This window comes from Bradyrhizobium sp. BTAi1 (genome assembly GCF_000015165.1).
In the GTDB taxonomy this organism is placed as follows: domain Bacteria; phylum Pseudomonadota; class Alphaproteobacteria; order Rhizobiales; family Xanthobacteraceae; genus Bradyrhizobium; species Bradyrhizobium denitrificans.
Window position 1 is genome coordinate 7,334,470 of sequence record NC_009485.1, and the last position, 25,167, is coordinate 7,359,636.

General features: G+C 63.1%; 30 protein-coding genes. 9 read left to right on the forward strand and 21 right to left on the reverse strand.

All coding sequences use genetic code 11. The features are described 5' to 3' along the window. The first annotated feature begins 63 nt into the window (after positions 1-63). Together BBTA_RS32770 and BBTA_RS32775 are read left to right on the forward strand one after the other, a co-directional pair. A complete protein-coding gene (locus BBTA_RS32770; protein WP_012046814.1) occupies positions 64-435 on the forward strand; it encodes a YqjD family protein in 372 nt (123 codons plus the stop codon). A gap of 105 nt (positions 436-540) precedes the next feature. After that, a complete protein-coding gene (locus tag BBTA_RS32775; RefSeq protein WP_012046815.1) occupies positions 541-984 on the forward strand; it encodes a hypothetical protein in 444 nt (147 codons plus the stop codon). A 144-nt stretch (positions 985-1,128) separates the two neighbouring features. Here BBTA_RS32775 and BBTA_RS32780 read toward each other — a convergent pair whose 3' ends face one another. Beyond that, positions 1,129-1,566, reverse strand: a complete 438-nt coding sequence (locus BBTA_RS32780) for a hypothetical protein (RefSeq protein WP_012046816.1) — start codon at positions 1,564-1,566, stop codon at positions 1,129-1,131. A 334-nt stretch (positions 1,567-1,900) separates the two neighbouring features. On the opposite strand from BBTA_RS32780, the gene BBTA_RS32785 reads away from it, so the two are divergent. Then, a complete protein-coding gene (locus tag BBTA_RS32785; protein ID WP_012046817.1) occupies positions 1,901-2,365 on the forward strand; it encodes an energy transducer TonB in 465 nt (154 codons plus the stop codon). A gap of 80 nt (positions 2,366-2,445) precedes the next feature. On the opposite strand, the gene BBTA_RS32790 is transcribed toward BBTA_RS32785, so the two are convergent. After that, positions 2,446-3,249: a response regulator gene (locus BBTA_RS32790; protein ID WP_041751727.1), complete on the reverse strand. Its 804-nt coding sequence runs from the start codon at positions 3,247-3,249 to the stop codon at positions 2,446-2,448. 195 nt (positions 3,250-3,444) lie between these two features. Between BBTA_RS32790 and BBTA_RS32795 the strand changes: the two genes are divergently transcribed. Continuing rightward, positions 3,445-3,681: a NepR family anti-sigma factor gene (locus BBTA_RS32795; RefSeq protein WP_012046819.1), complete on the forward strand. Its 237-nt coding sequence runs from the start codon at positions 3,445-3,447 to the stop codon at positions 3,679-3,681. After that, complete coding sequence (locus tag BBTA_RS32800) at positions 3,682-4,230, forward strand: sigma-70 family RNA polymerase sigma factor (protein WP_006612137.1); 549 nt, start codon at positions 3,682-3,684, stop codon at positions 4,228-4,230. 114 nt (positions 4,231-4,344) lie between these two features. On the opposite strand, the gene BBTA_RS32805 is transcribed toward BBTA_RS32800, so the two are convergent. From BBTA_RS32805 to urtA, 15 genes are all read right to left on the reverse strand, one after another. Next, on the reverse strand, positions 4,345-6,003 hold the full coding sequence (locus tag BBTA_RS32805; protein WP_012046821.1) for an HWE histidine kinase domain-containing protein: 1,659 nt from the start codon (positions 6,001-6,003) through the stop codon (positions 4,345-4,347). Between the two features lie 411 nt (positions 6,004-6,414). Then, a complete protein-coding gene (ureG, locus tag BBTA_RS32810; protein ID WP_012046822.1) occupies positions 6,415-7,038 on the reverse strand; it encodes an urease accessory protein UreG in 624 nt (207 codons plus the stop codon). Positions 7,039-7,179: 141 nt separating this feature from the next. Then, a complete protein-coding gene (locus BBTA_RS32815; RefSeq protein WP_012046823.1) occupies positions 7,180-7,902 on the reverse strand; it encodes an urease accessory protein UreF in 723 nt (240 codons plus the stop codon). Further along, the gene (locus BBTA_RS39285; protein ID WP_012046824.1) at positions 7,889-8,509 is read right to left on the reverse strand and encodes an urease accessory protein UreE; all 621 of its coding nucleotides are present in this window, start codon (positions 8,507-8,509) and stop codon (positions 7,889-7,891) included. The genes BBTA_RS32815 and BBTA_RS39285 overlap by 14 nt, the downstream gene beginning before the upstream one ends. Positions 8,510-8,536: 27 nt before the next feature. Then, positions 8,537-8,836: a putative quinol monooxygenase gene (locus BBTA_RS32825; protein ID WP_012046825.1), complete on the reverse strand. Its 300-nt coding sequence runs from the start codon at positions 8,834-8,836 to the stop codon at positions 8,537-8,539. 48 nt (positions 8,837-8,884) lie between these two features. Further along, positions 8,885-10,600 carry an urease subunit alpha gene (gene ureC / locus BBTA_RS32830; RefSeq protein WP_012046826.1) on the reverse strand — a complete coding sequence of 572 codons (1,716 nt, stop codon included), beginning with the start codon at positions 10,598-10,600 and terminating at the stop codon, positions 8,885-8,887. Between the two features lie 54 nt (positions 10,601-10,654). Beyond that, on the reverse strand, positions 10,655-11,194 hold the full coding sequence (locus tag BBTA_RS32835; protein ID WP_012046827.1) for an HD domain-containing protein: 540 nt from the start codon (positions 11,192-11,194) through the stop codon (positions 10,655-10,657). A gap of 4 nt (positions 11,195-11,198) precedes the next feature. Further along, entirely contained in the window at positions 11,199-11,504 is a 306-nt protein-coding gene (locus BBTA_RS32840; RefSeq protein WP_006612145.1) for an urease subunit beta, read from the reverse strand. Between the two features lie 132 nt (positions 11,505-11,636). Then, a complete protein-coding gene (locus BBTA_RS32845) occupies positions 11,637-11,939 on the reverse strand; it encodes an urease subunit gamma (protein ID WP_015669637.1) in 303 nt (100 codons plus the stop codon). A gap of 62 nt (positions 11,940-12,001) precedes the next feature. Further along, the gene (locus BBTA_RS32850) at positions 12,002-12,838 is read right to left on the reverse strand and encodes an urease accessory protein UreD (RefSeq protein WP_012046828.1); all 837 of its coding nucleotides are present in this window, start codon (positions 12,836-12,838) and stop codon (positions 12,002-12,004) included. Between the two features lie 59 nt (positions 12,839-12,897). Then, positions 12,898-13,593: an urea ABC transporter ATP-binding subunit UrtE gene (gene urtE, locus BBTA_RS32855; RefSeq protein WP_012046829.1), complete on the reverse strand. Its 696-nt coding sequence runs from the start codon at positions 13,591-13,593 to the stop codon at positions 12,898-12,900. Positions 13,594-13,701: 108 nt separating this feature from the next. Further along, positions 13,702-14,463 carry an urea ABC transporter ATP-binding protein UrtD gene (gene urtD / locus BBTA_RS32860; RefSeq protein ID WP_012046830.1) on the reverse strand — a complete coding sequence of 254 codons (762 nt, stop codon included), beginning with the start codon at positions 14,461-14,463 and terminating at the stop codon, positions 13,702-13,704. Positions 14,464-14,468: 5 nt separating this feature from the next. Then, positions 14,469-15,632 (reverse strand): urea ABC transporter permease subunit UrtC, encoded by a 1,164-nt coding sequence (gene urtC, locus BBTA_RS32865; protein WP_012046831.1) that lies wholly within the window; start codon positions 15,630-15,632, stop codon positions 14,469-14,471. Continuing rightward, positions 15,629-17,191, reverse strand: a complete 1,563-nt coding sequence (gene urtB / locus BBTA_RS32870) for an urea ABC transporter permease subunit UrtB (RefSeq protein ID WP_012046832.1) — start codon at positions 17,189-17,191, stop codon at positions 15,629-15,631. Before urtB ends, urtC begins: the two co-directional genes overlap by 4 nt. A 132-nt stretch (positions 17,192-17,323) precedes the next feature. Next, positions 17,324-18,646, reverse strand: coding sequence for an urea ABC transporter substrate-binding protein (urtA, locus tag BBTA_RS32875; protein ID WP_012046833.1), 1,323 nt, complete (start codon positions 18,644-18,646; stop codon positions 17,324-17,326). A gap of 508 nt (positions 18,647-19,154) precedes the next feature. Between urtA and BBTA_RS32880 the strand changes: the two genes are divergently transcribed. From BBTA_RS32880 to BBTA_RS32890, 3 genes are all read left to right on the forward strand, one after another. Continuing rightward, complete coding sequence (locus tag BBTA_RS32880; RefSeq protein ID WP_012046834.1) at positions 19,155-20,564, forward strand: DEAD/DEAH box helicase; 1,410 nt, start codon at positions 19,155-19,157, stop codon at positions 20,562-20,564. Between the two features lie 24 nt (positions 20,565-20,588). After that, entirely contained in the window at positions 20,589-20,879 is a 291-nt protein-coding gene (gene infA, locus BBTA_RS32885) for a translation initiation factor IF-1 (protein ID WP_012046835.1), read from the forward strand. Between the two features lie 299 nt (positions 20,880-21,178). After that, positions 21,179-21,391 carry a cold-shock protein gene (locus BBTA_RS32890; RefSeq protein ID WP_011440687.1) on the forward strand — a complete coding sequence of 71 codons (213 nt, stop codon included), beginning with the start codon at positions 21,179-21,181 and terminating at the stop codon, positions 21,389-21,391. A gap of 216 nt (positions 21,392-21,607) precedes the next feature. On the opposite strand, the gene BBTA_RS32895 is transcribed toward BBTA_RS32890, so the two are convergent. The 4 genes from BBTA_RS32895 to BBTA_RS32910 form a co-directional block, all read right to left on the reverse strand. After that, positions 21,608-22,162, reverse strand: a complete 555-nt coding sequence (locus BBTA_RS32895) for a TadE/TadG family type IV pilus assembly protein (RefSeq protein WP_012046836.1) — start codon at positions 22,160-22,162, stop codon at positions 21,608-21,610. A gap of 49 nt (positions 22,163-22,211) precedes the next feature. Next, positions 22,212-22,751, reverse strand: coding sequence for a TadE/TadG family type IV pilus assembly protein (locus BBTA_RS32900; RefSeq protein ID WP_012046837.1), 540 nt, complete (start codon positions 22,749-22,751; stop codon positions 22,212-22,214). 297 nt (positions 22,752-23,048) lie between these two features. Beyond that, positions 23,049-23,486 (reverse strand): pilus assembly protein N-terminal domain-containing protein, encoded by a 438-nt coding sequence (locus BBTA_RS32905; protein WP_012046838.1) that lies wholly within the window; start codon positions 23,484-23,486, stop codon positions 23,049-23,051. Positions 23,487-23,684: 198 nt separating this feature from the next. Beyond that, positions 23,685-24,512 (reverse strand): sterol desaturase family protein, encoded by an 828-nt coding sequence (locus BBTA_RS32910; protein ID WP_012046839.1) that lies wholly within the window; start codon positions 24,510-24,512, stop codon positions 23,685-23,687. Positions 24,513-24,931: 419 nt separating this feature from the next. Here BBTA_RS32910 and BBTA_RS32915 point away from each other — a divergent pair, with 419 nt between their 5' ends. Next, the gene (locus BBTA_RS32915) at positions 24,932-25,096 is read left to right on the forward strand and encodes a Flp family type IVb pilin (protein ID WP_012046840.1); all 165 of its coding nucleotides are present in this window, start codon (positions 24,932-24,934) and stop codon (positions 25,094-25,096) included. Positions 25,097-25,167 lie beyond the last annotated feature (71 nt).

Sequence of the window (25,167 nt, forward strand, 5' to 3'; positions counted from 1 at the left end):
GAACTTCGACTGACACACCGCGTTTGTCGAGCTGACGCACACCGCTTTGCCCAGGAGCTGCCCATGCCGCCAACCCATGGTGACACCGCGCTGAACGATCTTGCCGACAAAGCGAATTATGAACGCCTGCAGAAGGATGTCCACGCCGTGAAGAACGATATCGCAGCCCTTACCGATCAGATCACCGACGTGCTCAACGCCTTTGCCGGCCAGGCCGGCAAGCAGGCGCGCAGCGGCTATCGCCAGGCGCGCGAGAACATGGACCAGACGATCGACGACATGTCCGAGCGCGGGGGCGCCATGTTCAGCGCGGCGCAGGATGCGGCGAACTCCCTCGAAGAGCGGCTGGAAGACGTGATCTCGCAGCGCCCTCTCGCGACCGTGGGCCTCGCGCTCGGCCTCGGCTTTCTCATCGGGGTAAGCTGGAAGCGCTGACTTGGCGCAAGCCGATGCAGCACATCCAAACAGCGACAATCGGCGCCGCCCTCGGCGCCGATTTGACTTTCATTGAACACGATCAGCTGAACAGGGAGAAGACTCATGCTCGAGCGCATGATCGCAGGCGTGAAGGAATCGACCGGACACACGATCCGGCTGACATCCCTGGCGCTGATCGCGGGAGCCGGATTGTTCGTCACGACGTCCTTCCTCTGTGCCGCCGCCTTCGTCGCAGTGTTCGAACGCCATGGCTTGGTCGCGGCCTGTCTCACGGGAGCGGCGATCTTTTTTGTCGTCACGTCGATTGCTGTGCTGATCTATACGGTTGGTAAGCGGTCGCGGACGACAAACGCAGCACGTCCGGCAGAGGCGGCGCGGGGCGCCGCCCAGTCGCTCCTTGCCGATCCCATGCTCCTGGCCAGCGGCCTGCAGCTGGTGCGGATGATCGGAGTAAAGCGCCTCATTCCCATTCTTGCGATCGGAGGGATAGCTCTCGGCCTTCTGGCCCGCGGCCAAATGGCCGACAATCCTGATCCGGCAGAATAACGACTCAGGCCTCGGCCTCAATCCTGATTGCTCGACTCTGGATGCCAATCATCAGGCGTTTCAGATGCGGCGATCACCTGCAGCAAGCTGATTGCGGAAATAACTCAGCGAGGCCTGTGGGGCTTCCACTTCTTGGTAGGACTATCAGGTTACGCACCGTCCGGGCTGCAGGCGCTTCGCGATCTCGGTCAGAACCGACACTGACGGCTCGCAAGCGACCGGCCGCTTGGCTTCACGCCGCTCGGTTTCGGTCGTGATCAGCTGTGATCCCTGCGGCGACGCCCCCTGCCCGTCGCGCACGCTTGTGGTGGCGAGCGGCAACCGCAACAGGAACGAAGTATCTGCAAATGCCGCAAGCTTGATCGAGACGGTCTGGGTCGGTGTGGCCTCCGCGATCGAGGCGGCCCGGTCTGTCTTGCTCGCGCGGTTCACATTGGTGGCGACCGACGCCAAAGCCTGCTCTGGCGCTCGGGCCGACAATTCGGAGGCAAGATCATGCCCGGAGGCCAATTGCATCGCACCGGCCAGCATCGCGGAGGCGGTGACCGCGCCCCAAATGACCAGTTTTCCTGTCTGCGACATGTCCGTGCTCCCTCACCTTGCCGGCGATCAGCATCTCAACGTGGGTCGCGGGAACTGGGTTCTCGGACGGCCAAATCACTTAAGCGTGTATGAACGGAGGTGAGCCGGGGGCAAAAAAGTTGGTCGGACTGGGAACGACTTCGCGCGACGGGAGTCATCATGACAGCCGGTTATTCCCCCTGCCCCATTGACCGGCGATGCGGGGCACCGCCGTGGTGATGCCGGCGGTGCCCCGCTTCCTTTTGTGCTGCTGGTTCCTGCGCGCATTCCGTCAGCCTTGATGGCGGGGTATATTGCCGGCGTCCTCGAGACGAGGCCTATGTCGGACTCCCGCATGCACAAGAGATTTGTCGACGGCTCGTTCGCCCTGGCTGTTGCATTGCTGAGCCTGCTCCCGCCCTTCGCAGCGGCGGAGAACTCCAAGGAACTCCTAAAGGGCACTTGGGCCCAGGAGATCGTGGCGCGTCTGAGGGCGGAACGCCGATATCCTTTGCAGGCTTCAGGCCAGGGCGGTCATGCCAGGGTGATGTTTCATTTGGATGGTGCGGGACATCTCATCTCCGTCGCGCTGATGGAAAGCACGGGCGACGCCCTCCTCGACCGTGAAGCTCTGGCCATGGTTGAACGCGCTCAGCCCTTCCCTTCCCCACCTGGCGTGCTTGTAGATGATGATCTGACATTTGTGCTTCCGGTGGTCTTCGCTCCACGCCAACCCTCGACCGTCCTGGACTTCGAGGAGGCGAAGCGAAACGACGCCGCCCTTAAAGCGCGGCTCAAAGGCATCTGCCGCGACTGCTGAAGGCGATCTCTCCTGCGTGCAAAAAAATCGGCGCGCTCCGCTCGGAACGCGCCGGTAAATGGCTAAATCCAAACAGCGTCTCAGGCAGCCGGCTTGGGCATCCTGTTGCGCGAATTGCGCTGGAAGAACAGAGCCTGGCTCGCGACAGCGGACACCATTGCCGGCTGGAACGGCTTGGAAATGAGGAATGCCGGTTCCGGTCGCTCGCCGGTGAGGAACCGTTCCGGATAGGCGGTGATGAAAACCACCGGCACCTCAAAGGTCCGCAGCAACTCGTTCACGGCATCGAGCCCCGATGAACCGTCCGCAAGCTGAATATCTGCCAGGATCAGGCCCGGCTTCTTGTTCTTTGCGAGCGCGACCGCGTCCGCATGCGTCCGCGCGACCCCGATGACGTTGTGCCCGAGATTCTTTATCAGGCTCTCAAGGTCCATCGCGATGAAGGTTTCGTCCTCGATGATGAGGACATCGGTCGCGATCTCTGCAGCAAGCTCCCGGCCGGCCGCATCCGCAAGTCGCCGCGTCTCTGCGACGTCGATGTCGAGGATGAAAGCCACTTCCTCCTCGGGGAAGCCCTCCAGCGACAACAACAGGAACGCCTGGCGCGGTAACGGAGTGATATTGGAGAGCCGCCGCTCCGGGGGCATCGGCAAGGTGGCCACCTCGGCGTCGTCGTTCAGGGCGACCGAATTCCAGATCTGAGTAAACAGCCGGAAAAGACCCGCGCGCGCGCCGTAGCGCTCGTCGAGCAGGGCCGGGTCCTGGATCAGAGCCTCCAGCATCGCGCCGACATAAGCATCCCCGGACCCCTGGCTACCGGTGAGGGCACGGGCGTACCGGCGCAACAGCGGCAAATGTTCAGCAACTAGCTGTGATCGGCTCATCCCCACTCCATTCGGTATTCTGGGCTTCCGCCCCGGTTCCATGATGAGCTGATTACGCCTGAAACGAAGAAAAGTTCCCAAAACGCGTGGAACTTTTGTGGGCCGGTTGCATTAGTTCCCGACAGACCCCCTCGATGGCGAGGATAATTCTTGAAGCTTCAGGGACTTAACTCTCGGGGAAACGTGGAAAAGGTCATGAAAGATGTAAAGTCTCAAGCCAGCAAGAATGCGGCACCGCGCAAGCCCGGCGGACTGAACGCGGAGATCCAATCGAGAATTGGTCATCAACTTCGCGCGATGTACGATGATGTCGTCCGTCAGGGGGTACCTGACCGGTTCACGGATCTGATCCGCAAGCTTGATGTACCGGCAGCACAGTCCCACGTGGAGAACGGCGGGGGATCCACCGACCAGAACGACGGGAGGGAGTGAATGCCTCTCACTGATTCCTTGCGGGACGATATCCTTGCGGCCGTCCCAAGCCTCCGCGCATTTGCGATTTCCTTAAGTGGCAACAGCGATCGCGCCGATGACCTCGTGCAGGAAACCCTGCTGAGAGCCTTGGCGAACATCGACTCATTCCAACCGGGCTCCAATCTGCCCGCGTGGTTGTTTACGATTTTGCGCAATCTGTTCCGCTCTGATTACCGCAAACGCCGGCGCGAGGTGGAAGATGCCGAGGGCAACTACGCCAAGACGCTGAAGACGCATCCGTCGCAAGGTGCTCACCTCGAATTCGAGGAGTTCCGGGCGGCGCTCGAGAAGCTGCCTCAGGACCAGCGCGAAGCGCTCATCCTGGTGGGAGCGTCGGGCTTCTCTTACGAGGACGCCGCCGCGATCTGCGGCTGCGCCGTGGGCACCATCAAGAGCCGCGTGAACCGCGCGCGCTCGAAGCTCGCTGCGTTGCTGTATGTCGAAGGCGCAGAGGATTTCGGCCCGGACGAGACCGTCCGTGCAGTCATCGGCGGCAGCGGCGGCTGACCGGTCTAACCGGGCTCATCAAACACAAGCGGCGGCTCCCTGTGGGGCCGCCGTTTGATTTTTGTTTGAACATGATCTCTTCGGAAGGCCGGTTCTCGTCTTTCGGATCATGCTCTAACGCGATGGATGCACGGGGGCTGAGAACTGCTCGGTGCGATCGCGCTCGGTGATGTCGACGACCGTCTCCATCGGAGCGGTCAGCTCATAGACATAGCTGGCCTCGGTGAAGAACCGCTTCGACGTGCCACCCAAGGCTTCCGGCGCAACGCGATCGAGCAGGATCAGGCCGAAATCGCTATCCGGCCGCCGGGTCGCTTCGCTGGTGTTGAACTCTTCCCAGCGGAACTGAAAAACGGCATTCGGCTCCTCGCCAGTCACATCCCATTTCGCAGTGATGTGGGGATGCTTGCCAACCAGCGACAGCCCCTCGTCGGAGTGGGACGCCAACTCGAAGAACAGCAGCGATAGGCTCTGCGCCGCCCGCGCGCTCACGGTGATGTCGGGACCGGTGACGGCGATCCGATCCGCATGCGGAATGGCGCGCGACTCGAACAGGCCGCGCAGCTGAACCCCCTGCCACTGGCTCTCGCTCAGCAGCGTGACGACGTTGGACATGGCGTGGATACGCCCGATCAGGAGTTCGCGCGCCACATCGATATCACTGCCATGGCGCAACGTGCGCGTCACGATCGACTGGATCACCGCCAGGATGTTCTTGACCCGATGATTCAGCTCGTCGATGACGGCCGTCAGGCGGCGTTCAAAGCCGATCCGCACCTGGATCTCACGGCTCAGGCGTAAATTGTTATAGGCGACGTAGCCGAACAGGCCGCAGATGATACCGGTCAGGGCTAGCCCGATCACGCCGACGATCGCGGCGGTCTGCTGGGCTCGCCGGACCGAATTGCTCTTGGCGTAATAGACCAGCGACCAATCATGATTGCCGAAGGTGACAGTCCGCGTTGATGACGGCGCCGGTGCGTCCGCCCCGCGCGTCCTGCCGGACACGGCACCCTGATCATTGGCGACCAGCTCATCGGAGGCGTTGCGAGGATCCTTGAGCGCCACAGAGAACAGAGAAAGATCGTCATTGGTCAGGAGCAGCGGGCCGATCTCGTAGGAGAACGTGACGAAGCCGGCCGGTGCCGTCGCCCCCTGCGGGACGACCGGGGCCGCCAGCACAATTCCGATCGGTCCATTCGCGCGCAACAGGGGCGTCGGGTCGGACGCGACCGGCTTGCCCTCAGCCATGGCGCGCGTCAGCATGGGCCCGACGATCGGCTGCCGGTCCAAAGCCACGCCGGGAAGCTTCAACGTATCGGCGTTGCGCGGCTCGAGATCCATCAAGACGTCGATCGGACCCGTCAGGGTCGCCGCATCCAACGGCTTATCGTCGTAGTTGCGAATAGTCGGGTTCGGGAAGCCGGCTTGGCGCAGCTCCGCCTGCGCGATCGGGAGCTCATCGGGCCGCAGCCGTGCGATCCACGACGCCACGACGAAATCGGTCTTGAAGGCGTAGATTGAGGAGCGCAGCGGCTCCAGCATGTTCGCCTTGATGACGGACGGAGCCCGGAACAGCCCGGAGGCCACCCGCGCCAGCAATTCACGCTCGGTCAGACGGTCCTGGACAAGGCTTGCATGCACGTCGATAGCGCGTGCCAGCGCGATGCGATCGATCGCCAGCTCCTGATCGTGAACCCGGTAAGCCGCCAAGCCGGATAACGCCGTTCCAATTAGCGCGATCACACCGATGATGACACCCAGCCGGAGCACTCGTTTACTCTGTAATCAAGGGTTGTGGGAGGAGGGCACGAGACATCCAATAAATGGGCCTGCTACTCTTTAAACGAGCGCCTCGTTACGAGCAAAAATTGATCGGGAAGACGACCCCCGGGGTCAAGCAGAACGACCACGCCTGGCGTACGCGTTTTCGGCCAGCCACACTCCGGGCTCAGGAAACCTCGGGCAGATCAAGTTGTTCCGGCCCGGTAAGGCTTTTTTGCGTCTCGCCGCTTCGGATCGTTAAGGTCCGGAACGCCCGGTCGCCGCGGTTGGATCAGCGCCATGCTCCGGGCGACCGTTCAAGCAGGGACTGCGCGGCGACGGCCCTGGTCATGCAAGTGCGAAGCACGCCGCCGAAGACGGCAGGCCTGCACATCTCAGATCCTCTGCCGGATGCAGAGCTCAAGCGGACGCTGTCAGCCCCCCCTTCGCTTCGATGAAGCTGACGATCCGGTCGAGCCCCTGGCTCTTCTTCATGTTGGTCATGACGAAGGGACGCTCGCCGCGCATGCGCTTGGCGTCCGTCTCCATCTTCTCGAGAGAGGCGCCCACATGCGGGGCCAGGTCGATCTTGTTGATCACCAGGAGGTCGGACCGCGTGATGCCGGGGCCGCCCTTGGAGGGGATCTTGTCGCCAGCCGCGACGTCGATGACGTAGATGGTGATGTCGGCCAGCTCAGGCGAGAAGGTTGCGGCGAGGTTGTCACCGCCGGACTCGATCAGAATGAGATCGAGTCCGGGAAACTTCGCCCGCATGTCGGCGACCGCTGCGAGATTCATGGACGCATCCTCGCGGATCGCCGTATGCGGACAGCCGCCGGTCTCCACACCGGCAATGCGGTCCGGTGTCAACGAGCCGGAGCGGACCAGATACTCAGCGTCCCATTTGGTGTAGATATCGTTCGTGATCGCCGCGATGTCATAGCGTCCCCGCATCGACTTGCAGAGGAGATCCATCAGCGCGGTCTTGCCGGATCCAACCGGACCACCAACACCCACGCGAAGCGGACCATGCGACGTAGCCATATCAATGTCCTCTTGTCATCCCCGTGGAATGGGGATCGATAACTCATCAGATTCGACCGAAGGCCGTATGAGGCTCGTCCTGCCGCCGCTCATGACAACGACTCGCGTTGATCATCCGGCCGAGATGACGATCCAGGCAGCTCACGAACGGAACAGCCTCGTATACTGTGTTTCGTGACGCAGACTGGCAAGATCGGCCCTGAAGGTCGCACTGCCGATATCATCGAGCGAAGCCGAGATCGCCCGTACCGCGGTGGCGGTCACGACCGGCTCGAGCGCGGCCAGCACGCGCTGGCTGTCGGTCTGCCCCAGTGGGATCAACCGGCTTCCCGCAGAGATCCAATTCGACGTCACCGCGTGAAGGTAAGCGTGCAGCAGCAGGCTTGACTGAATGCCATGGGCAGCGCCCACCACGCCGACGGCGACAGGGTAGACCATGGCCTCGCACTGCGACACGGCGTCGTCGAGACCTGGGGAATTCCACGCCGAACGCGCGATCTCGATGAAGGCACGGCCTTGCGCGGTCGTCTCCAATTGCCGCTCCCGCGACGGCACGAAAGCAGCGGCAAGCTCCGCAACCTCGCGCAGGCGGTCGATGTCGCCGAGCTCCATGGCGCGATGCGCATGCACGAGGAAAACCGCATCGCAGAAGCCGGAGCCGTCGGTCAGCATCGTCGAGAGCCAGCCCCGAAGCGAAGCGGCATCGTCGACATCGCCGGCTTCGACGGCCCATTCGATGCCGCTCGAATAGGCGAAGCCGCCCACCGGGAAGGCCGGCGACAACCACGTCATCAGACGGTAGAGCGCCGGATGATCCAGCTCGGTCATCGCCGCGGAGACATGCGGCCGCTCACTTGCGGTCATGAGCATGGGCATGGCCGTGATGATGATGGCCGTGGCCGCAGTGCTCGTCATGCACATGATCGTCATGCGCGTGGCCGTGGTCATGGCCGTGATGCGCGTGCTCGTGCCCGCCATGATCGTGATGATGATCGTGGCCATGATGGTGATCATGTTCGTCATGGCCCTGCGCATGGCTGGGCTCGGCATAGGCGCCGCCTTCCGGATCGAACGGCGCCTCGATCTCGATGACGCGCGCGCCGAGACCCTTGACCATCGCCTCGATCACGTGGTCACGGCGGATGCGCAGGCTCTTGGCCATGATCTGGGTCGGCAGATGCCGGTTCCCGAGATGCCAGGCGAGCCGCACCAGATGGTGTGGATCGCTGGCGCGGATCTCCAGCAGCGGCTCCGCCGCGGCAACGACCTCGACCAGCCGGCCGTCCTCCAGCACCAGGGCATCGCCGCCGCGAAGCGCGGTGGCGTGCGCGAGGTCGAGCACGAATGCGAGCCCGCGCGTGCCGGTCATCGCCAGCCGTCGCCGATGCCGATCGTCGAAATCGAGCAGGACGGAATCGGCGGCCGCCTCTGTCCAACGATGCTGCCCCAGCACACGCGTGGCGCGGATCATGCTGACATCCTCATCTCGTAATTCCGCTCAGCGGACATCGACCTTCTCAGGCGTAATGATCTCGATCTTCGGCGCCGCCGCCATGCATTTCACCGCGACGCGCCCGAACGTCTTCATGTGCTCGGTCGCGCGATGCGGCACCAAAGCCTCGGCGTTTTCCCACTGCTCGACAAAGACCATCCGGCTCGGATCGGTGACGCTCTCGTGCAGGTCATAGGCGATATTGCCGGGTTCCTTGCGGGTCCCTGCAATACAGGCGGTCGCCGCAGCAATGAATTCCGCGCGGGTTTCAGGCTTGATGGTCAAGGTGGCAACGACATAAATCACGAGGCAGTCCTCCCGGTACGTTTCTGGTTCTGGGTACCGGGAGCAAGTTTAGAACATGAAATAGCGCTGCGCCATGGGCAGCACCTCGGCAGGTTCGCAGGTCAGGAGCTCGCCGTCTGCGCGCACCTCATAGGTCTCGGGATCGACCTCGATCTCCGGCGTCGCATCGTTGTGAATCATGCTCTTCTTCGAGATCTTGCCGCGGGTGTTCTGCACCGCGTAGAGCTTCTTGGAGAGGCCGAGCTTGCGCGCAAGGCCGCCCGCGACCGCCGCCTTCGAGGTGAAGATCACCGAGGACGCCGTCAACGACTTGCCGAACGCGCCGAACATCGGCTGGTAATGCACCGGCTGCGGAGTCGGGATCGAGGCGTTGGGATCGCCCATCGGCGCCGCCACGATCGTACCGCCCTTGATGACGCAGTCCGGCTTGACGCCGAAAAAGGCCGGCGACCACAGCACGAGGTCGGCGAGCTTGCCCTTCTCGACCGAACCGATCAACTTGGACACGCCATGCGCGATCGCCGGGTTGATCGTGTATTTGGCGATGTAGCGCTTGACGCGGAAATTGTCATTGTCCTTGCCTTTGTCTTGCGGCAAGGCGCCGCGCTGCTTCTTCATCTTGTCGGCGGTCTGCCAGGTCCGGATGATGACCTCGCCGAGCCGCCCCATCGCCTGCGAGTCCGACGACATCATCGAGAGCGCGCCGAGATCGTGCAGGATGTCCTCGGCCGCGATCGTCTCCTTGCGGATGCGGCTTTCGGCGAACGCCAGATCCTCGGCGATCGATGGATCGAGATGATGGCACACCATCAGCATGTCCAGATGCTCGTCGATGGTGTTGCGCGTGAACGGTCGCGTCGGATTGGTCGAGGACGGCAGCACGTTCTTCAGCCCGGCGACCTTGATGATGTCGGGCGCATGGCCGCCGCCGGCGCCCTCGGTGTGGAAGGCGTGGATGGTGCGGCCCTTGAACGCCTTGATCGTATCCTCGACGAAGCCGGACTCGTTCAGCGTGTCGGAATGCAGCATGACCTGGATGTCGTGATCGTCGGCGACCGAGAGGCAGTTGTCGATCGCGGCCGGCGTGGTGCCCCAATCCTCGTGCAGCTTCAGCGCGCAGGCGCCGGCCTTGATCATCTCGACCAGCGCGGCCGGGCGCGACGCGTTACCCTTGCCGGAAATGCCGAGGTTCACCGGGAACGCATCGAACGACTGCATCATGCGCCCGATATGCCATGGGCCGGGCGTGCAGGTCGTGGCGAAAGTACCGTGCGACGGACCGGTACCGCCGCCGAGCAGCGAGGTGACGCCGGACATCAGCGCGTGCTCGATCTGTTGCGGGCAGATGAAATGGATGTGGCTGTCGAAGCCGCCGGCGGTGAGGATCTTGCCCTCGCCCGCGATCACGTCGGTGCCCGGGCCGATCACGATGGTGACGCCGGGCTGGATGTCGGGATTGCCGGCCTTGCCGATCGCGCTGATCATGCCGTCCTTGATCGCGACGTCAGCCTTCACGACCCCCCAATGATCGACGATCAGGGCGTTGGTGATGACGGTGTCGGCGGCGCCCTGCTTGTTGGTCGCCTGCGACTGCCCCATGCCGTCACGGATCACCTTGCCGCCGCCGAACTTCACCTCCTCGCCATAAATGGTGAAGTCCTTCTCGACCTCGATGATCAGATCGGTGTCGGCCAACCGGACTTTGTCGCCGGTGGTCGGGCCGAACATGTCGGCATAGACGGAACGCTTGATCTTGACGGACATCGTTGGCCCCCAATTAGCTCTGCTTGTCGTGATGGCGAGACGCCGGCCGTTTGCTCACAGCGAGCCCCGCGCATTCGCAACGGTCTCGTCGAATAGCGTATCCAGCCGCGGGTTCACGCCGCGGCAGCCGGCGACGACCTGCTCGGCCCAGCCGAGATACTCCATGAGTTCGAGCTGCTGCTCGAGATCCGGCTCGAAGAAGATGCGGGCGCGGATGTTGCTGATCTTGTCGGCGATCTTGATCTGCTTGGCGCCCGCAGACTTGCCGGGAGCGGCGATGACCTGCACGGCGCGGCGCTCGCTCTTCGGCAGCGTCATGTCGTCCGTCACCTCCTCGACGAGGCCGGCGACGCGCGCACCGAAACGCTGCGTCAGCTCGTCGGCGGTGGTGTCGGTGTCCTCGATGATGTCGTGCAGCCAGCCGGCTGCGACCAACTCGGCGTCCGCGCCATCACTGGTCGCCGCGAGGACGCTCGCGACCTCGGCGAGATGATTGACGTAAGGCTCCTCATCACGGCCCTTGCGCTGCTGGCCGGCGTGGCGGCGGGCCGCGAGCTCGGCGGCTTCGGAGACAAGGCGTAACCCGGTCGGCATCGGTCTACAGCTTGCCCATGACGTCGCCGCGGAAGCCGTAGACCATGCGCTTGCCCGCGAGCGCCACCAGCTGCACGTCGCGGGTCTGGCCGGGCTCGAAGCGCACCGCCGTGCCGGCGGCGATGTCCAGCCGCATGCCGCGCGCTTTCTTGCGGTCAAATTTCAGCGCCGGATTGGTCTCGAAGAAATGGTAGTGCGAGCCGACCTGGATCGGCCGGTCGCCGGTGTTGGCGACCGAGAGCGTCACCGTCTTGCGGCCGGCATTGAGCTCGATCTCGCCGTCCTGAATAAAGAGTTCGCCGGGGATCATGTGTTACCTCGCCTATCTCCGCTGCGTCATGGCCGGGCTTGTCCCGGCCATCCACCTCCCACCTTGCGGATCGGAGGGCGTGGATGCCCGGGTCGAGCCCGGGCATGACGGCCAACAATGTTTGCGCCTACCTCACCGGATCGGCTCGTGCACCGTGACGAGCTTGGTGCCGTCCGGGAATGTCGCCTCGACCTGGATGTCGTGGATCATCTCAGGAATGCCCGGCATCACCTGGTCGCGGGTCAGGACCTGGGCGCCGGCCTGCATCAGTTCGGCCACGGTGCGGCCATCACGCGCGCCTTCGAGGATGAAGTCGGAGATGATCGCGACCGCCTCGGGATGGTTCAGCTTGACGCCGCGCTCGAGCCTGCGGCGGGCCACGATGGCGGCCATCGAGATCAGGAGCTTGTCCTTTTCGCGGGGAGACAGGTTCATGCGGGCTCTCTGGTGATCGTCGTCTGGTCAACGTCTTCTGGTAATCGTCAGTTGGTCAACGTCTAATTAAGCCAGAGCCGCGGCAGCGGCACGGCGGAGGCGCAGCCGAGCACGGCCATCATGTCGGCGCGCAGGCTCGCGGCATCTTGGGCACAGAAGCGCGCCATTGCAAATCCATTCCAGGCCGACAGCCCGGCCTCGCCCCGGAACGCCGGCAGGCTCTCCCGGATGCGCTCGACCAGCGCCGCGTCGCCCGGCACGATCAGCGCCGTCCCGATCGCCGCGGCGCCGTTGGCGATCGCCGGATGCGCCAGTTTGCCGCCGATGTCGCCGTCGAGGCGGACCGTCTCGGCGAACACCAGCCTGCCGCCGCGCCGCAGCCGCCAGCGATCGACGAACTCGCCCTCGCGCATGCGTTCGCCCATGGCGGTACGGCCGAACACGACGATCTCGCACAGCAGGAGAGACGCGGTTGCGGCGAGATCGATGTCGATGCGGCGGTGAATACGGGCGCGATCGAACAGGATGGTCTCCTGCGGCAGCCACGCGATATGCGCGCCCGCCGCGGCGGTCAGCGCAATGTCGAGCTCGGCCGGCTTGCCCGGGGCGCGATACACCTTCTCGGCGGCGGCGCTTGACAGCGTTACGCGGCTGCCTTCGCCGGCCGCGACCTCGACCGCGAAGCGATCGCCGCCGGCGATGCCGCCCGCCGTGTTGACGAACATCGCCGATAGGCCGTCATCCTCGGGCGAGGGAAAGCGCACGCGCAGCGAGCCGGATTCATGCAGATGATGACGCCGCGTCATGCCATCCTGCAGCCGCACATCGAAACGCACCGCGCCACGGGCGCGGTTGGCCTCGAAGATATCGGCAGCGGCGCTGGCGGGATCGGCCCGCATCGATCCCCTCCCCTGGGACCGGACGCGGGCGAGACCGCGTCCACCAAGCTAAATGACGATCAAAGCGCCATCTGGCGGCTGATCTCGGCCGGATCGAGATTGGCGCGGGTGCATGTGAATTTCACCGCGCCGCGATCCATGACGGCGAAGTTGTCGCCGAGTTCGCAGGCAAAGTCGAGATATTGCTCGACCAGGACGATGGCGATGTTGCCGAGATTGCGCAAGTAAGAGATGGCCCGGCCGATGTCCTTGATGATCGAGGGCTGGATGCCCTCGGTCGGCTCGTCGAGCAGCAGGACCTTCGGCCGCATCACCATCGCGCGGCCGATTGCGAGCTGCTGCTGCTGGCCGCCGGAGAGGTCGCCGCCGCGCCGGCCGAGCATCGACTGCAGCACCGGAAACAGCGAGAACACGTCGTCCGGAATGCTGCGGTCGCTGCGCTTCAGCGGGCCGAAGCCGGTCTTGAGGTTCTCCTCCACCGTCAGCAGCGGAAAGATCTCACGACCCTGCGGCACGAAGCCGATGCCCTTGCGCGCCCGCTCATAGGGCTTGAGATGGGTGATGTCGGCGCCATCGAAGGTGATGCTGCCGGAGGCCAGCGGATATTGCCCGACCAACGCCCGCAAGAGCGAGGTCTTGCCGACGCCGTTGCGGCCGAGCACGCAGGTCACCTTGCCCGGCTCAGCCGCAATCGAGACGCCGCGCAGCGCCTGGGCGGCGCCGTAATAGAGGTTGATGTTGTCGACGGCCAGCATCAGCGACCTCCGGTCGATGAGGGGCGAATGGCGAATAGCGAATAGCGAATAGAATCTGCCGTTCCGTTCATGTCTCTGCGCTTCCCTATTCGCTACTCGCCTATTCGCTTATCGACCCAGATACACTTCGATCACCCGCTCGTTCGACGACACCTGATCGATGGTGCCCTCAGCGAGGACAGTGCCTTCATGCAGGCAGGTGACCTTGACGCCGAGCTCGCGGACGAAGGTCATGTCGTGCTCGACGACCATGACGGTATGATCCTTGTTGATTTCCTTGAGCAGCTCGGCGGTCTGATGCGTTTCCACATCGGTCATCCCGGCCACCGGCTCGTCAACCAGCAGCAGCTTCGGGTCCTGCGCCAGGAGCATGCCGATCTCCAGCCACTGCTTCTGGCCGTGCGACAGGCTGCCGGCGAGCTTGCGCCGGACGTCCTTCAGCCGCACCGTCTCCAGCACCTTGTCGATCTGCTCAGCCTCGCCCCTCGAGCCGCGCCAGAACAGCGTGCCCTTGACGCTGTGGTCGACGTTGAGCGCCAGCAGCAGATTGTCCTCGACCGACTGACTCTCGAACACGGTCGGCTTCTGGAATTTGCGGCCGATGCCGAGCTCGGCAATGCGTGTCTCGTCGAGGCGGGTGAGATCAGTCTTGCCGTCGAACAGCACCGTGCCCTCGTCGGGCTTGGTCTTGCCGGTGATGATGTCCATCATCGTGGTCTTGCCGGCGCCGTTCGGCCCGATGATGGCGCGCATCTCGCCAGGCTCCAACGCCAGCGAGAGATTATTGATGGCGTGGAAGCCGTCGAAGGAGACGTGCACGCCGTCGAGATAGAGCAGCGCGGAGGTCGATCTCGTATCCATCACATTCATGCCGCTCACTCCGCCATCTTGGGTTCAGTGACGCCGTCCTCGCGGGCGGCGCTGTCGGCGTTCGGCGTCTTGCTGCTGACATGATCCCACCAGCTGTTGAAGGTGCCGAGGATGCCCTTGGGCAGCAGCAGGGTGACCAGGACGAACAACGCGCCGAGCATGAACAGCCAATAGGGCGCGAGCACGCCTGACGTGAAGAAGGTCTTGGCGTAGTTGACGACAACCGCGCCGAGCGCCGCGCCGACCAGCGTGCCGCGGCCGCCGACCGCGACCCAGATCACCGCCTCGATCGAATTGCCCGGCGCGAACTCCGAGGGATTGATGATACCGACCTGCGGCACGTAGAGAGCGCCGGCCACGCCGGCCATGCAGGCCGACAGCGTGAACACGAACAGCTTGTAGGACTCGACGCGATAGCCGAGGAAGCGCGTCCGCGACTCGGCGTCGCGGATCGCGATCAGCACCTTGCCGAGCTTGGACGACACCACGGCGCGGCAGATCAGGAAGGCCAGAATGAGCGCGAGGCAGCTCAGCGCGAACAAGGCGGCGCGGGTGCCCTCCGCCTGGACGTTGAAGCCGAGAATATCCTTGAAATCGGTCAGACCGTTGTTGCCGCCGAAGCCGAAATCGTTGCGAAAGAAAGCGAGCAGCAACGCGTAGGTCATCGCCTGGGTGATGATCGACAGATACACGCCAGTCACACGCGAGCGGAACGCCAGCCAGCCGAAACAGAACGCGAGCAGGCCCGGCACGAACAAGACCATCAGCGCGGCGAACCAGAACATGTCGAAGCCGTGCCAGTACCACGGCAGCTTGGAGTAGTTCAGGAACACCATGAAGTCCGGCAGAATCGGATTGCCGTAGACGCCGCGGGTGCCGATCTGGCGCATCAGATACATGCCCATCGCATAGCCGCCGAGCGCGAAGAACGCGCCGTGGCCGAGCGAGAGGATGCCGCAATAGCCCCAGATCAGATCGATCGAGAGCGCCAGGATGGCGTAGCAGACATATTTGCCCCATAGCGCGACCAGATAGGTCGGCACCTGCAGCGCGGAGCCCGCCGGCAGCAGCAGGTTCGACAGCGGGATCAGGACGCCGCAGGCGGCCACGATCAGCACGAAGATGGTCGCGGCGCGGTCCAGCGACCTCGTCAGCATATGCGGCATCATGCTTCCACCGCCCGGCCCTTGAGCGCGAACAGGCCGCGCGGGCGCTTCTGAATGAACAGGATGATCAGCACCAGGATAGCGATCTTGCCGAGCACGGCGCCGGCGACCGGCTCCAGGAACTTGTTGGCGATGCCGAGTGTGAAGGCGCCGACCAAAGTGCCCCAGAGATTGCCGACGCCGCCGAACACCACGACCATGAAGGAGTCGATGATGTAGCTCTGGCCGAGGTTGGGGCTGACATTGTCGATCTGCGACAGCGCCACGCCGGCGATGCCGGCAATGCCGGAGCCGAGGCCGAAGGTGAGCGCATCGACCCGCGACGTCGCGATGCCCATCGACGCGGCCATGCGGCGGTTCTGCGTCACCGCGCGCATCTCCAGCCCAAGCGCGGTGTAGCGCAGCATCGCCAGCAGGATCGCGAAGACGGCCATGGTGAAGCAGAGGATCCAGAGCCGGTTATAGGTGATGGTGATCTGGCCGAGCTCGAACGCGCCGCTCATCCAGGAGGGATTGCCGACCTCGCGGTTGGTGGGGCCGAAGGCAGAACGCACCGCCTGCTGCAGGATCAGCGACAGGCCCCAGGTGGCCAGCAGCGTCTCCAGCGGACGACCATAGAGGAAGCGGATGATGGTGCGTTCGATCAGCACGCCGATTGCCCCGGCCACCAAGAAAGCGAGCGGGGCCGCGATCAGCAGCGAATAGTCGAACAGCGCCGGGTAGCGCGTGCGGATCACCTCCTGCACGACGAAGGTGGTGTAGGCGCCGAGCATCACCATCTCGCCATGGGCCATGTTGATGACGCCCATGACGCCGAAGGTGATGGCGAGGCCGATGGCGGCCAGCAGCAGCACCGAGCCGAGCGACAGACCGTACCAGGCGTTCTGCACGCCGGACCAGATCGCGAGCGAACTCTGGATCGCGGCGATGGCGCCGGCCGCGGCCTTGGCAACGCTCGCCGGCTGATCGCCGCCGCTGATCTCGGTCAGCAGCGCCAGCGCTTCCTGATCGCTGCGCGCCCTGATGGTCGCGACGGCCTCGAGCTTGTCGACCTCGCTGGCATCGGACTTGAACAGGAGAATGGCGGCGCGCGCCTCGGTCAGCGCCTGTTTGACGCTGCGGTTGGTTTCCTTGGCGAGCGCCGAGTCCACCGTCGGCAGCGTCGCCTCGTCATGCGACTTGAACACGGATTTCGCCGCCGACAGCCGCGTGATCACGTCCGGCGACAGCAGGGTCAGGCCGCCCAGCGCGGCGTCGACACTGCGGCGCAGGCGATTGTTGAGGCTCACCGCCGCGGCATTGTCGGGCAGCTTGTCGACGGCCGCGCCGGTGGCCGCATCGATGATCTTGCCGTCGGCCTGCTTGACATAGACCTTCTTGGTCTCGGCATCGAACATCAGCCGCTCGTCCTGCAGCGCGCTGATTATCGGATAGGCCAGCGGATTGCCCGACACCGCGATCTCGCCCACCGCATCATCGGTGTCGGAGAAATCGTCATTGGCGAATTTGGCGACGGACTCTTCGAAGCTGGCGGCGAAGGCCGGAACGGCCGCGACGATCAGGGCAATGGATAGAAGAAGGCTGCGAACAATCGCGAGAACAATGGCAAGCACTGGACCACCCCGGCAGGAGGAAGAGAGAAGGCGGCACTGATCGCCGCCTTCTCCGGTCGTGATGAAGTCGTCAGGTCGGGATCAGGTGCCCGAACCCAGGCACTTGTTGGTCTTGACGTTGAAGTTGCCGCACTTCTTGCCGACCCAGTCGCCGATCAGGTCCTTGGAGCCTTCGAGCTCCTTCGACCAGGCGTCGCCGGGGACCAGGTCCTTGGTCTTGTAGACGACGCTGAACTGGCCATCACCCTTGATCTCGCCGATGAACACCGGCTTGGTGATGTGGTGGTTCGGCAGCATCTTCGACACGCCGCCGGTCAGGTTCGGAGCCTCGGTGCCGGGCAGCGCATCGATGACCTTGTCGGCGTCGGTCGACTTGACCTTCTCGACCGCCTTCACCCACATGTTGAAGCCGATCACATGCGCTTCCATCGGGTCGTTGGTGACGCGCTTCGGGTTCTTGGTGTAGGCCTGCCAATCCTTGATGAACTTCTCGTTGGCCGGGGTCTTGATCGACTCGAAATAGTTCCAGGCGGCGAGATGGCCGACCAGCGGCTTGGTGTCGATGCCGGCGAGCTCTTCCTCACCCACCGAGAACGCGACCACCGGGATATCCTTGGCCTTGATGCCCTGGTTGCCGAGCTCCTTGTAGAACGGAACGTTGGCGTCGCCGTTAATGGTCGAGACCACGGCGGTCTTCTTGCCGGCCGAGCCGAACTTCTTGATGTCGGCGACGATCGTCTGCCAGTCGGAGTGACCGAACGGCGTGTAGTTGATCATGATGTCGTCCTGAGCCACGCCCTTGGACTTCAGGTAGGCTTCCAGGATCTTGTTGGTAGTGCGCGGATAGACGTAGTCGGTGCCGGCCAGCACCCAGCGCTTCACCTTCTCTTCCTTCATCAGATAGTCGACCGCCGGGATCGCCTGTTGGTTCGGCGCCGCACCGGTGTAGAACACGTTGCGCTCGCTCTCCTCGCCCTCGTACTGGACCGGGTAGAACAGGATGCTGTTGAGCTCCTTGAACACCGGCAGCACCGACTTGCGCGACACCGAGGTCCAGCAGCCGAACACGACCGCGACCTTGTTCTTGGTGATCAGCTCGCGCGCCTTCTCGGCGAACAGCGGCCAGTTCGACGCAGGGTCGACCACGACGGCCTCGAGCTTCTTGCCGAGCACGCCGCCCTTCTTGTTCTGCTCGTCGATCAGGAACAGGATCGTGTCCTTCAGCGTGGTCTCGCTGATCGCCATGGTGCCGGACAGCGAATGCAGAACGCCGATCTTGATGGTGTCGTCCGCGGCCATCGCCGGGCCGAAGCCGGCAGCGCCAAGTGCCAGGCCGGCAGCAGCAGCCAGCCAGCGACGGCGGCTGAACGGCGCCGTTAATTCCTGAGTGAGTCGAGTAAGCATGAGTGAATATCTCCCTGACGCAGACGTGCTTCGCAGCCAAAGCGGCCGGCGGTCTGCGGCGGAAGAATCGCAAGAAGCGTGCCACGCCCCTCACACCGGGTAAGCCATTGAAGGAATATTAAAAATCAGTCCAACCGCGACCGAAGGTCGCAACCGACAGCCCATTTTTTGAGCAGCGAACCTGACCAATCGGCCAGCAAGTAGCGCCAAATTTGTGCAGATTGTTTTGGATGACTAATTTTAAAGCAGCGGGGTACCACCTCGATCGCCACTGCGGTACGCACGTGGCCTTGAAAGTGGCGCGCAGCTGCTCCATATAGCTGGCAGATCGAGGCGAATCAGCCGGATCTTTGCGAGCCGCGTGTTCTTTAGCTCATCCAGAGCTTTTGGCTCCGCATCCTCAGCACTCCACAATAGGCGCTCCAAACACGCGGGTGTCTCTAGTCACCCGCCCGCGTCCGGCCCCATGCCGACGAGGGCCTTATCCTCATATGGAAAGCCCACGCTTTTGACATCCTTCCAGGATTTTAACCTCGCCGACGCGCTGACGCGCGCGCTGAAGGAAGAAAACTACACCACCCCCACCCCGATCCAGGCCCAGACCATCCCGATCGCGCTTCAAGGCCGCGACGTGATCGGCATCGCGCAGACCGGAACCGGCAAGACGGCATCCTTTGCGCTGCCGATCCTGCATCGTCTGCTGGAGAACCGCATCAAGCCGCAGCCGAAGACGGCGCGCGTGCTGGTGCTGAGCCCGACCCGCGAGTTGTCGGGCCAGATTCTCGACAGCTTCAACACCTATGGCCGTCATATCCGCCTGACCTCGGCGCTTGCCATCGGCGGTGTGCCCATGGGACGCCAGGTCCGCGCTTTGATGCCGGGCGTCGACGTGCTGGTCGCCACGCCCGGCCGGCTGCTCGACCTCGTTCAGGGCAATGCCCTGAAGCTGACCCAGGTCGAGTTCCTCGTGCTCGATGAAGCAGACCGCATGCTCGACATGGGCTTCATCAACGACATCCGAAAGATCGTGGCCAAGCTGCCGATCAAGCGCCAGACCCTGTTCTTCTCGGCGACCATGCCGAAGGACATCGCCGAACTGGCCGACGCCATGCTGCGCGATCCCGCGCGGGTGGCGGTGACGCCGGTGTCGTCGACGGTCGAGCGCATCACCCAGCGCGTGATCCAGGTCGACCACTCCGCCAAGCCGAGCCTGCTGGCCCAGTTGCTCAAGGATGAGCCGGTCAATCGGGCACTGGTGTTCACCCGCACCAAGCACGGGGCCGACAAGGTCGTGAAGGGCCTCGAAAAGGCGGGCATTCCGGCTCAGGCCATTCACGGCAACAAGTCGCAGAACCACCGCGAGCGCACCCTGGCAGCGTTCCGCACCGGAGAGATCCGCACCCTGGTCGCCACCGATATTGCCGCGCGCGGCATCGACGTCGACGGCGTCAGCCACGTCGTCAACTTCGACCTGCCGAACGTACCGGAGACCTATGTGCACCGGATCGGGCGCACCGCGCGCGCCGGCGCCGATGGCGTCGCGATCTCGCTGGTGGCGGGAGCGGACGAACTGTCCTACCTGCGGGACATCGAGCGGCTGACCAAGACCACGCTGCCGCGCGAGGATCGCCGGACGCCGGGTCACCGCGACGCGGCGCCCGCCGGCCAGCCCCAGCGTCCTGGCGGCCGCCCTGGCATGCAGAATGCGCGGGCCAATGATGGTGGCAACGCCGCAAAAGGCCCTCGCCGTCGTCGGCGTTCCAATGCTAAGATGCCGGCTCTGCCAGGCAATCGTCAGGAGCCCAACCGACCGTCGCAAGGCGGCGGCAAGTCCGGGTCGATTCAAGGCGTTGCATTCCTGCATCGCGAAGGCAGACCCAAAAACCACGCTCATAACCGCAACCAACGGCCAAACTAGACGTCTATCGATCTGGAGAGAGACATGGCTAAGGAAGAGCTGATCCAGTTCGAAGGGCTGGTCACCGAAATCCTTCCCGACGCGCGCTACCGGGTTCAACTCGATGCGGGGCACGAAATCGTTGCCTACACCGCGGGCAAGATGAAAAAGAATCGCATCAAGACGCTGGCGGGCGACCGCGTGACCGTCGAGATGTCGCCCTACGATCTGGAAAAGGGCCGCCTCATCTTCCGTCACAAGGATGAGCGGCCCAGCAGCCCAGGCGGTCCTCCACGTGGTGCGCCGCAGCGCGGCGGGCAGTTCCGCCGCCGCTGAACGGTCAGTGCTCAGTCCAGGGTGGAACATTATTTCACCCTCTCGCGGCATGATTATCTCTTGCGCAATGAGCGCGCCGGTCCTCGGCCGGCGCGCAAAAAATCGTGCGCGCGCGCGCAGCTCAGGATTGTTTTGCGGCCCCATTTCCAATAGAATATGCGGCAATCGATTTTCGGCCGGACGAGATTAGCTATTACCGGTACAGCCGGTTCAGACGCTGACGACCCTTCCAAAAATTCGATCTAACCAGCCCAGGATCCTGGGTTACGCATTTGATATCTGAGAAGGGAACTACCCCCGTGAGCATGGGAACCGTGAAGTGGTTTAACGCAACCAAGGGCTACGGCTTCATTCAGCCGGATGACGGCGGCAACGACGTGTTCGTGCACATCAGCGCCGTCGAGCGCGCCGGTCTCGGCACGCTGCGCGAAGGCCAGAAGATCTCCTACGAGATCGTGGCCGATCGTCGTTCGGGCAAGTCGTCGGCCGACAACCTCCGCGCAGCCAGCTAAGCTGGCGACGTTGAAGGCGGCGGGTCAGTTTCGACCCGCTCGGCCCAGCTGACAAAGCTGCAAGTCAAAAAAAGAAGGCCGCGTCGAGCGGCCTTTTTCATGTTCGATGTTGATGAGGTTGCGAAGGTCGGCCTGCGACGACGCGGCGGCTGGCTAAGCGCTTTGTTTGAGCATGATATCTGCGGAAAGCCGGTTTCCGCCTTTCCGGATCATGCTCTAGCAACTCGTCTTCGGACTGTAGAACACGCAGGTCGACTGCCGCGGGCGGGTGTAGGCGACATCGCTGAGCTTGATGCCGGTCTTCGCCATCACATAGCCGATCGTCGGCACATATTGATAGTTGACCTCGCTGAAGATCAGGTAGGTGCCGCTGACCAGCAGGTCGGCCGGCACACCGACCGTGGTGCCTGACGAGCGCGGGGCCGATCCCTTGCTCCACATCACGGTGGCCTGCATCGTCTTGGGGTCGACATAGAGCTCAGTGATCGTCGCGTTCACCGGCGTCGTCGAATAGGGGTACATGATGCCAGTCGACGCAGCGAAGAAATTCGACATGTCGGAGTCCCCGACAGAGGTCGACTGAGAGGTCAGATCGGACAGGGTCCGCGCCATCAACGTGACCTTGCGATCGACGGCGATCCCCGAGCAGAACTCCACTGTACCGAAGAACATCACCAGCATCAGCGGGACAATGAAGGCGAATTCTGTGGCGGCGATCCCCCGCTTGTCGGCCCCGAAAGCGCCGAGGCGGCGAAGCAGGCGGTCGCCCATCGAAGCTCCCGGTCTTTTTGCACAATGCATGATGGACACCTTGGCGGTCTTATGAATACGGCTCGTTCTTGAAGGCGGCCGTTCCAACCAGCAGCCGCTTGCTGCCCGAGAGGTTTGCGATGTTGTAGCCAAGCCCGGTCACGAAGATCGGCCATTGATAGAACAGCCGGACCACGACGATGTCTCCGGCGGCGCCTGGGCTGTAGGTCATGTTGTTGACGAAGTTGCCGGAATTATCGATCTGGCTGCTGATCGAGACGTCGGCGAACTTCGAGTAGCTCTTCACGTCGATATAGATCTTGTTGCAGTCGAACAGCGCCGGCACCTGGTTGCAGACATAGCTCGCAAACTGGGACTGCGTATACGACCCCTGCTGCGCCTGCCCGGTGAGGATCATGCGCGCCGAATCCTGCGTGATGGTTTCGAGCACCTGACCGGCAAAGAACATCAGGGCCGTTTCGATGATCGCGAACAGCAGCGCGAAGAAGATCGGCGCCACCAGAGCGAATTCGAGCGCGGCGGAGGCCCGCCGATTGCGCCGAAAACGTCGCAAAAGGCTGCGCAACGAGGCGATCGAGGACGATTGCATGGGTTCATCCGATTTGAGGGAGGCACGTCAACCTGGGTGAAAGAAATAGCGGAAACTTGTTGGGAAAGAGTTTCCTACGAAACGGACGAGGTGGGGCGGCGCGTCAACGATCCGCTAACCATGTGTCGAGATTGCCACGATCGTTCGTCATCCCGGCAGGCCTCATTGCGAGAGAAGGTCTCGCGGCAGAGATTTGCGCGGATCACCCATGCACCACGACGCGCAGCGCAAGGCGGCAATACGCCTCGCGCGATGCAGAACGCTGGTAGCGTGGCGCCGGCGGCGGCGCTGCTGGCGTCAATTGGCCTTGGGGCCGGATGCGGCGCTGCCGCTCGCCGTGCTGGACATCGTTCCGGCCTGCTCGAGCACCGACTTGAAGTAATTGTCACCGTCTCCCAGCGTCACCCGACGCTGGCACACAGGCATACAGCTATACGTCTCACGATCGACGCCGCGATACACCGTCACCAGCCTGTCGGTCGGACCAGCCACCTGGATCTGGCGATCGACCAGCACCTGGCCGCCGCGGTCCATCGCAATGAAGTTCGTCGCCCCGTAGCTCTTGCCCGTGACGACGATGATGCCGCCGCTCTGCAGAGTGACATCCGCGATCATGGGGTTGCCGACCACCAGGGTGGCGACCCTGTCGGGCAGCTTGACCAGTTTCGCCTGATCGACATTCACGGCGATGGCCGGATCGGGATCGGCCGACGCCGCGGCAGGCCACAGCAGCATCGCGGCCACGCAAGCGCGCCATGCCAGGGAAAGATGAGGACGACACCACACACTGAACGACATTCTGGAACCCCGGGACATTGACGAGCCGTCTCAAGCGATACGCAGCGGTGACGGCGCCCGACGCGGCAAATCTGCGCTCAATTGGTGAACGATCTGCAAACGTTGCCCACTCGCCTTAAGCCTGCGGGCCGGCGTTCAGCGGCGGAAGGGAAAGACAAGCTGGCCGGCGAATTCGCCAGGCATCGCGGCTTCATCCTTGCCGTAGTTCTCCGGCAGTCGACCTTCCGGCATCCGGAACGTCCCGAACAGAATGTCCCAAAGCGGGAAGGTGCCGGCAAAGTTCGTGTTGCCGCCCTCTTCGATCGCGGTGTGGTGCCAGCGATGGAAGACCGGAGTTGCCAGGACATATTTGAAGGGTCCGAGCGTCCAGTTGAGGTTGGCGTGCACGAAGGCCGAATGGAACGTCGTGAACGGACCGACCCAGATCATCACATTCGGCGAGATGCCGGCCATCAGCAGGATCACGTCGACGGCGATCGTGCCGAGGATCAGGTTGATGGGATGAAACCGCGCCGCCGAAATCCATTCAAGGTCCTCGGAGGAGTGATGGACGGCATGATATTTCCAGAACTCGCCGCCATGGAACAGCCGGTGCGTCCAATACAGCATGAAGTCGGCGAGCACGATGAACAGCAGACCTTGCAGCCATTCCGGCAGCTGAGCCAGCGGCCCATGGCCATTTTCATAGAACGCGATCAACTCGTCTGCGTCGTGGATCTTGAACACCACGCCTGCCCCGAGCACGAGCAACCCGATGCGCAGCACACGCGCGAACACCGGCACGAAGAACCAATAGACCATGTCGGTGACGAGCTCGCGCTTCTGCCACCACGGCTTGCCGGGATTGCAGGCCCAGAAATGGCTCAGGACCGAAAAGACCACAGCGAGTGCAAGGGTGATCGGCAGCACCTTCTCGATGGTCTGGCCGAGCATCAGTGCGACTTCCCATGGCAGACCGGACATCACGTGCCTCATTTCATGAACTTTCCCGAGGCGTACTCCGTCGCGCTTAAGGAGCCGTGAACCCACAGCGCGTGGGTGCTCACCGGGAGCGCAAGACGCGGATGGAAGAAATGCCGGAAAGAAGTGTGCGCATGACGGCGCATCGCATCTCGACATCGCGCTGCGCGAGGCGCCGCCGGCTGCGCGGAACCACCTCATCGAAGATGGACTCAGATGTGATTGCGCAATGTTTCAACTTTTCTTCGTGCGCTTCATTCGAAATTTACTCTGCGCAATAACAGGCATTTGTCGCCGTGTTTCATCGACCGAATTAACTACGCCGAAATGCCTGCTGCCTAGGGTAGCCGCATGGTCACGGTGCTGAGAACGCCGCAACGACCAGATCATGTTCGACCAGCCACGTGTACATGGAGTTACCTATGAAGAATCTGCTTGCTCGCTTCGTGAAGGATGAATCCGGCGCGACCGCCATCGAGTACGGCCTGATCGCTGCCGGCATCTCGCTCGCGATCATTGCCGCCGTGAACGGTCTCGGCACCAGCCTGAGCTCCAAGTTCTCGTCGATCAACTCGTCGCTGAAGTAAGCGGTCGTCACGATCGAGCAAAAAGGCCCCGGCGATCCGGGGCCTTTATTGTTTTGGCGTTCTTTTCCGGT

Coding starts and splice junctions, on each gene's coding strand:
- BBTA_RS32770 (WP_012046814.1), top strand. CDS start 64: ATGCCGCCAACCCATGGTGACACCGCGCTGAACGATCTTGCCGACAAA.
- BBTA_RS32775 (WP_012046815.1), top strand. CDS start 541: ATGCTCGAGCGCATGATCGCAGGCGTGAAGGAATCGACCGGACACACG.
- BBTA_RS32780 (WP_012046816.1), bottom strand. CDS start 1,566: ATGTCGCAGACAGGAAAACTGGTCATTTGGGGCGCGGTCACCGCCTCC.
- BBTA_RS32785 (WP_012046817.1), top strand. CDS start 1,901: ATGCACAAGAGATTTGTCGACGGCTCGTTCGCCCTGGCTGTTGCATTG.
- BBTA_RS32790 (WP_041751727.1), bottom strand. CDS start 3,249: ATGAGCCGATCACAGCTAGTTGCTGAACATTTGCCGCTGTTGCGCCGG.
- BBTA_RS32795 (WP_012046819.1), top strand. CDS start 3,445: ATGAAAGATGTAAAGTCTCAAGCCAGCAAGAATGCGGCACCGCGCAAG.
- BBTA_RS32800 (WP_006612137.1), top strand. CDS start 3,682: ATGCCTCTCACTGATTCCTTGCGGGACGATATCCTTGCGGCCGTCCCA.
- ureG (WP_012046822.1), bottom strand. CDS start 7,038: ATGGCTACGTCGCATGGTCCGCTTCGCGTGGGTGTTGGTGGTCCGGTT.
- BBTA_RS32815 (WP_012046823.1), bottom strand. CDS start 7,902: ATGACCGCAAGTGAGCGGCCGCATGTCTCCGCGGCGATGACCGAGCTG.
- BBTA_RS39285 (WP_012046824.1), bottom strand. CDS start 8,509: ATGATCCGCGCCACGCGTGTGCTGGGGCAGCATCGTTGGACAGAGGCG.
- ureC (WP_012046826.1), bottom strand. CDS start 10,600: ATGTCCGTCAAGATCAAGCGTTCCGTCTATGCCGACATGTTCGGCCCG.
- BBTA_RS32835 (WP_012046827.1), bottom strand. CDS start 11,194: ATGCCGACCGGGTTACGCCTTGTCTCCGAAGCCGCCGAGCTCGCGGCC.
- BBTA_RS32840 (WP_006612145.1), bottom strand. CDS start 11,504: ATGATCCCCGGCGAACTCTTTATTCAGGACGGCGAGATCGAGCTCAAT.
- BBTA_RS32845 (WP_015669637.1), bottom strand. CDS start 11,939: ATGAACCTGTCTCCCCGCGAAAAGGACAAGCTCCTGATCTCGATGGCC.
- BBTA_RS32850 (WP_012046828.1), bottom strand. CDS start 12,838: ATGCGGGCCGATCCCGCCAGCGCCGCTGCCGATATCTTCGAGGCCAAC.
- urtE (WP_012046829.1), bottom strand. CDS start 13,593: ATGCTGGCCGTCGACAACATCAACCTCTATTACGGCGCCGCCCAGGCG.
- urtD (WP_012046830.1), bottom strand. CDS start 14,463: ATGAATGTGATGGATACGAGATCGACCTCCGCGCTGCTCTATCTCGAC.
- urtC (WP_012046831.1), bottom strand. CDS start 15,632: ATGATGCCGCATATGCTGACGAGGTCGCTGGACCGCGCCGCGACCATC.
- urtA (WP_012046833.1), bottom strand. CDS start 18,646: ATGCTTACTCGACTCACTCAGGAATTAACGGCGCCGTTCAGCCGCCGT.
- infA (WP_012046835.1), top strand. CDS start 20,589: ATGGCTAAGGAAGAGCTGATCCAGTTCGAAGGGCTGGTCACCGAAATC.
- BBTA_RS32895 (WP_012046836.1), bottom strand. CDS start 22,162: ATGGGCGACCGCCTGCTTCGCCGCCTCGGCGCTTTCGGGGCCGACAAG.
- BBTA_RS32900 (WP_012046837.1), bottom strand. CDS start 22,751: ATGCAATCGTCCTCGATCGCCTCGTTGCGCAGCCTTTTGCGACGTTTT.
- BBTA_RS32905 (WP_012046838.1), bottom strand. CDS start 23,486: ATGCTGCTGTGGCCTGCCGCGGCGTCGGCCGATCCCGATCCGGCCATC.
- BBTA_RS32910 (WP_012046839.1), bottom strand. CDS start 24,512: ATGTCCGGTCTGCCATGGGAAGTCGCACTGATGCTCGGCCAGACCATC.
- BBTA_RS32915 (WP_012046840.1), top strand. CDS start 24,932: ATGAAGAATCTGCTTGCTCGCTTCGTGAAGGATGAATCCGGCGCGACC.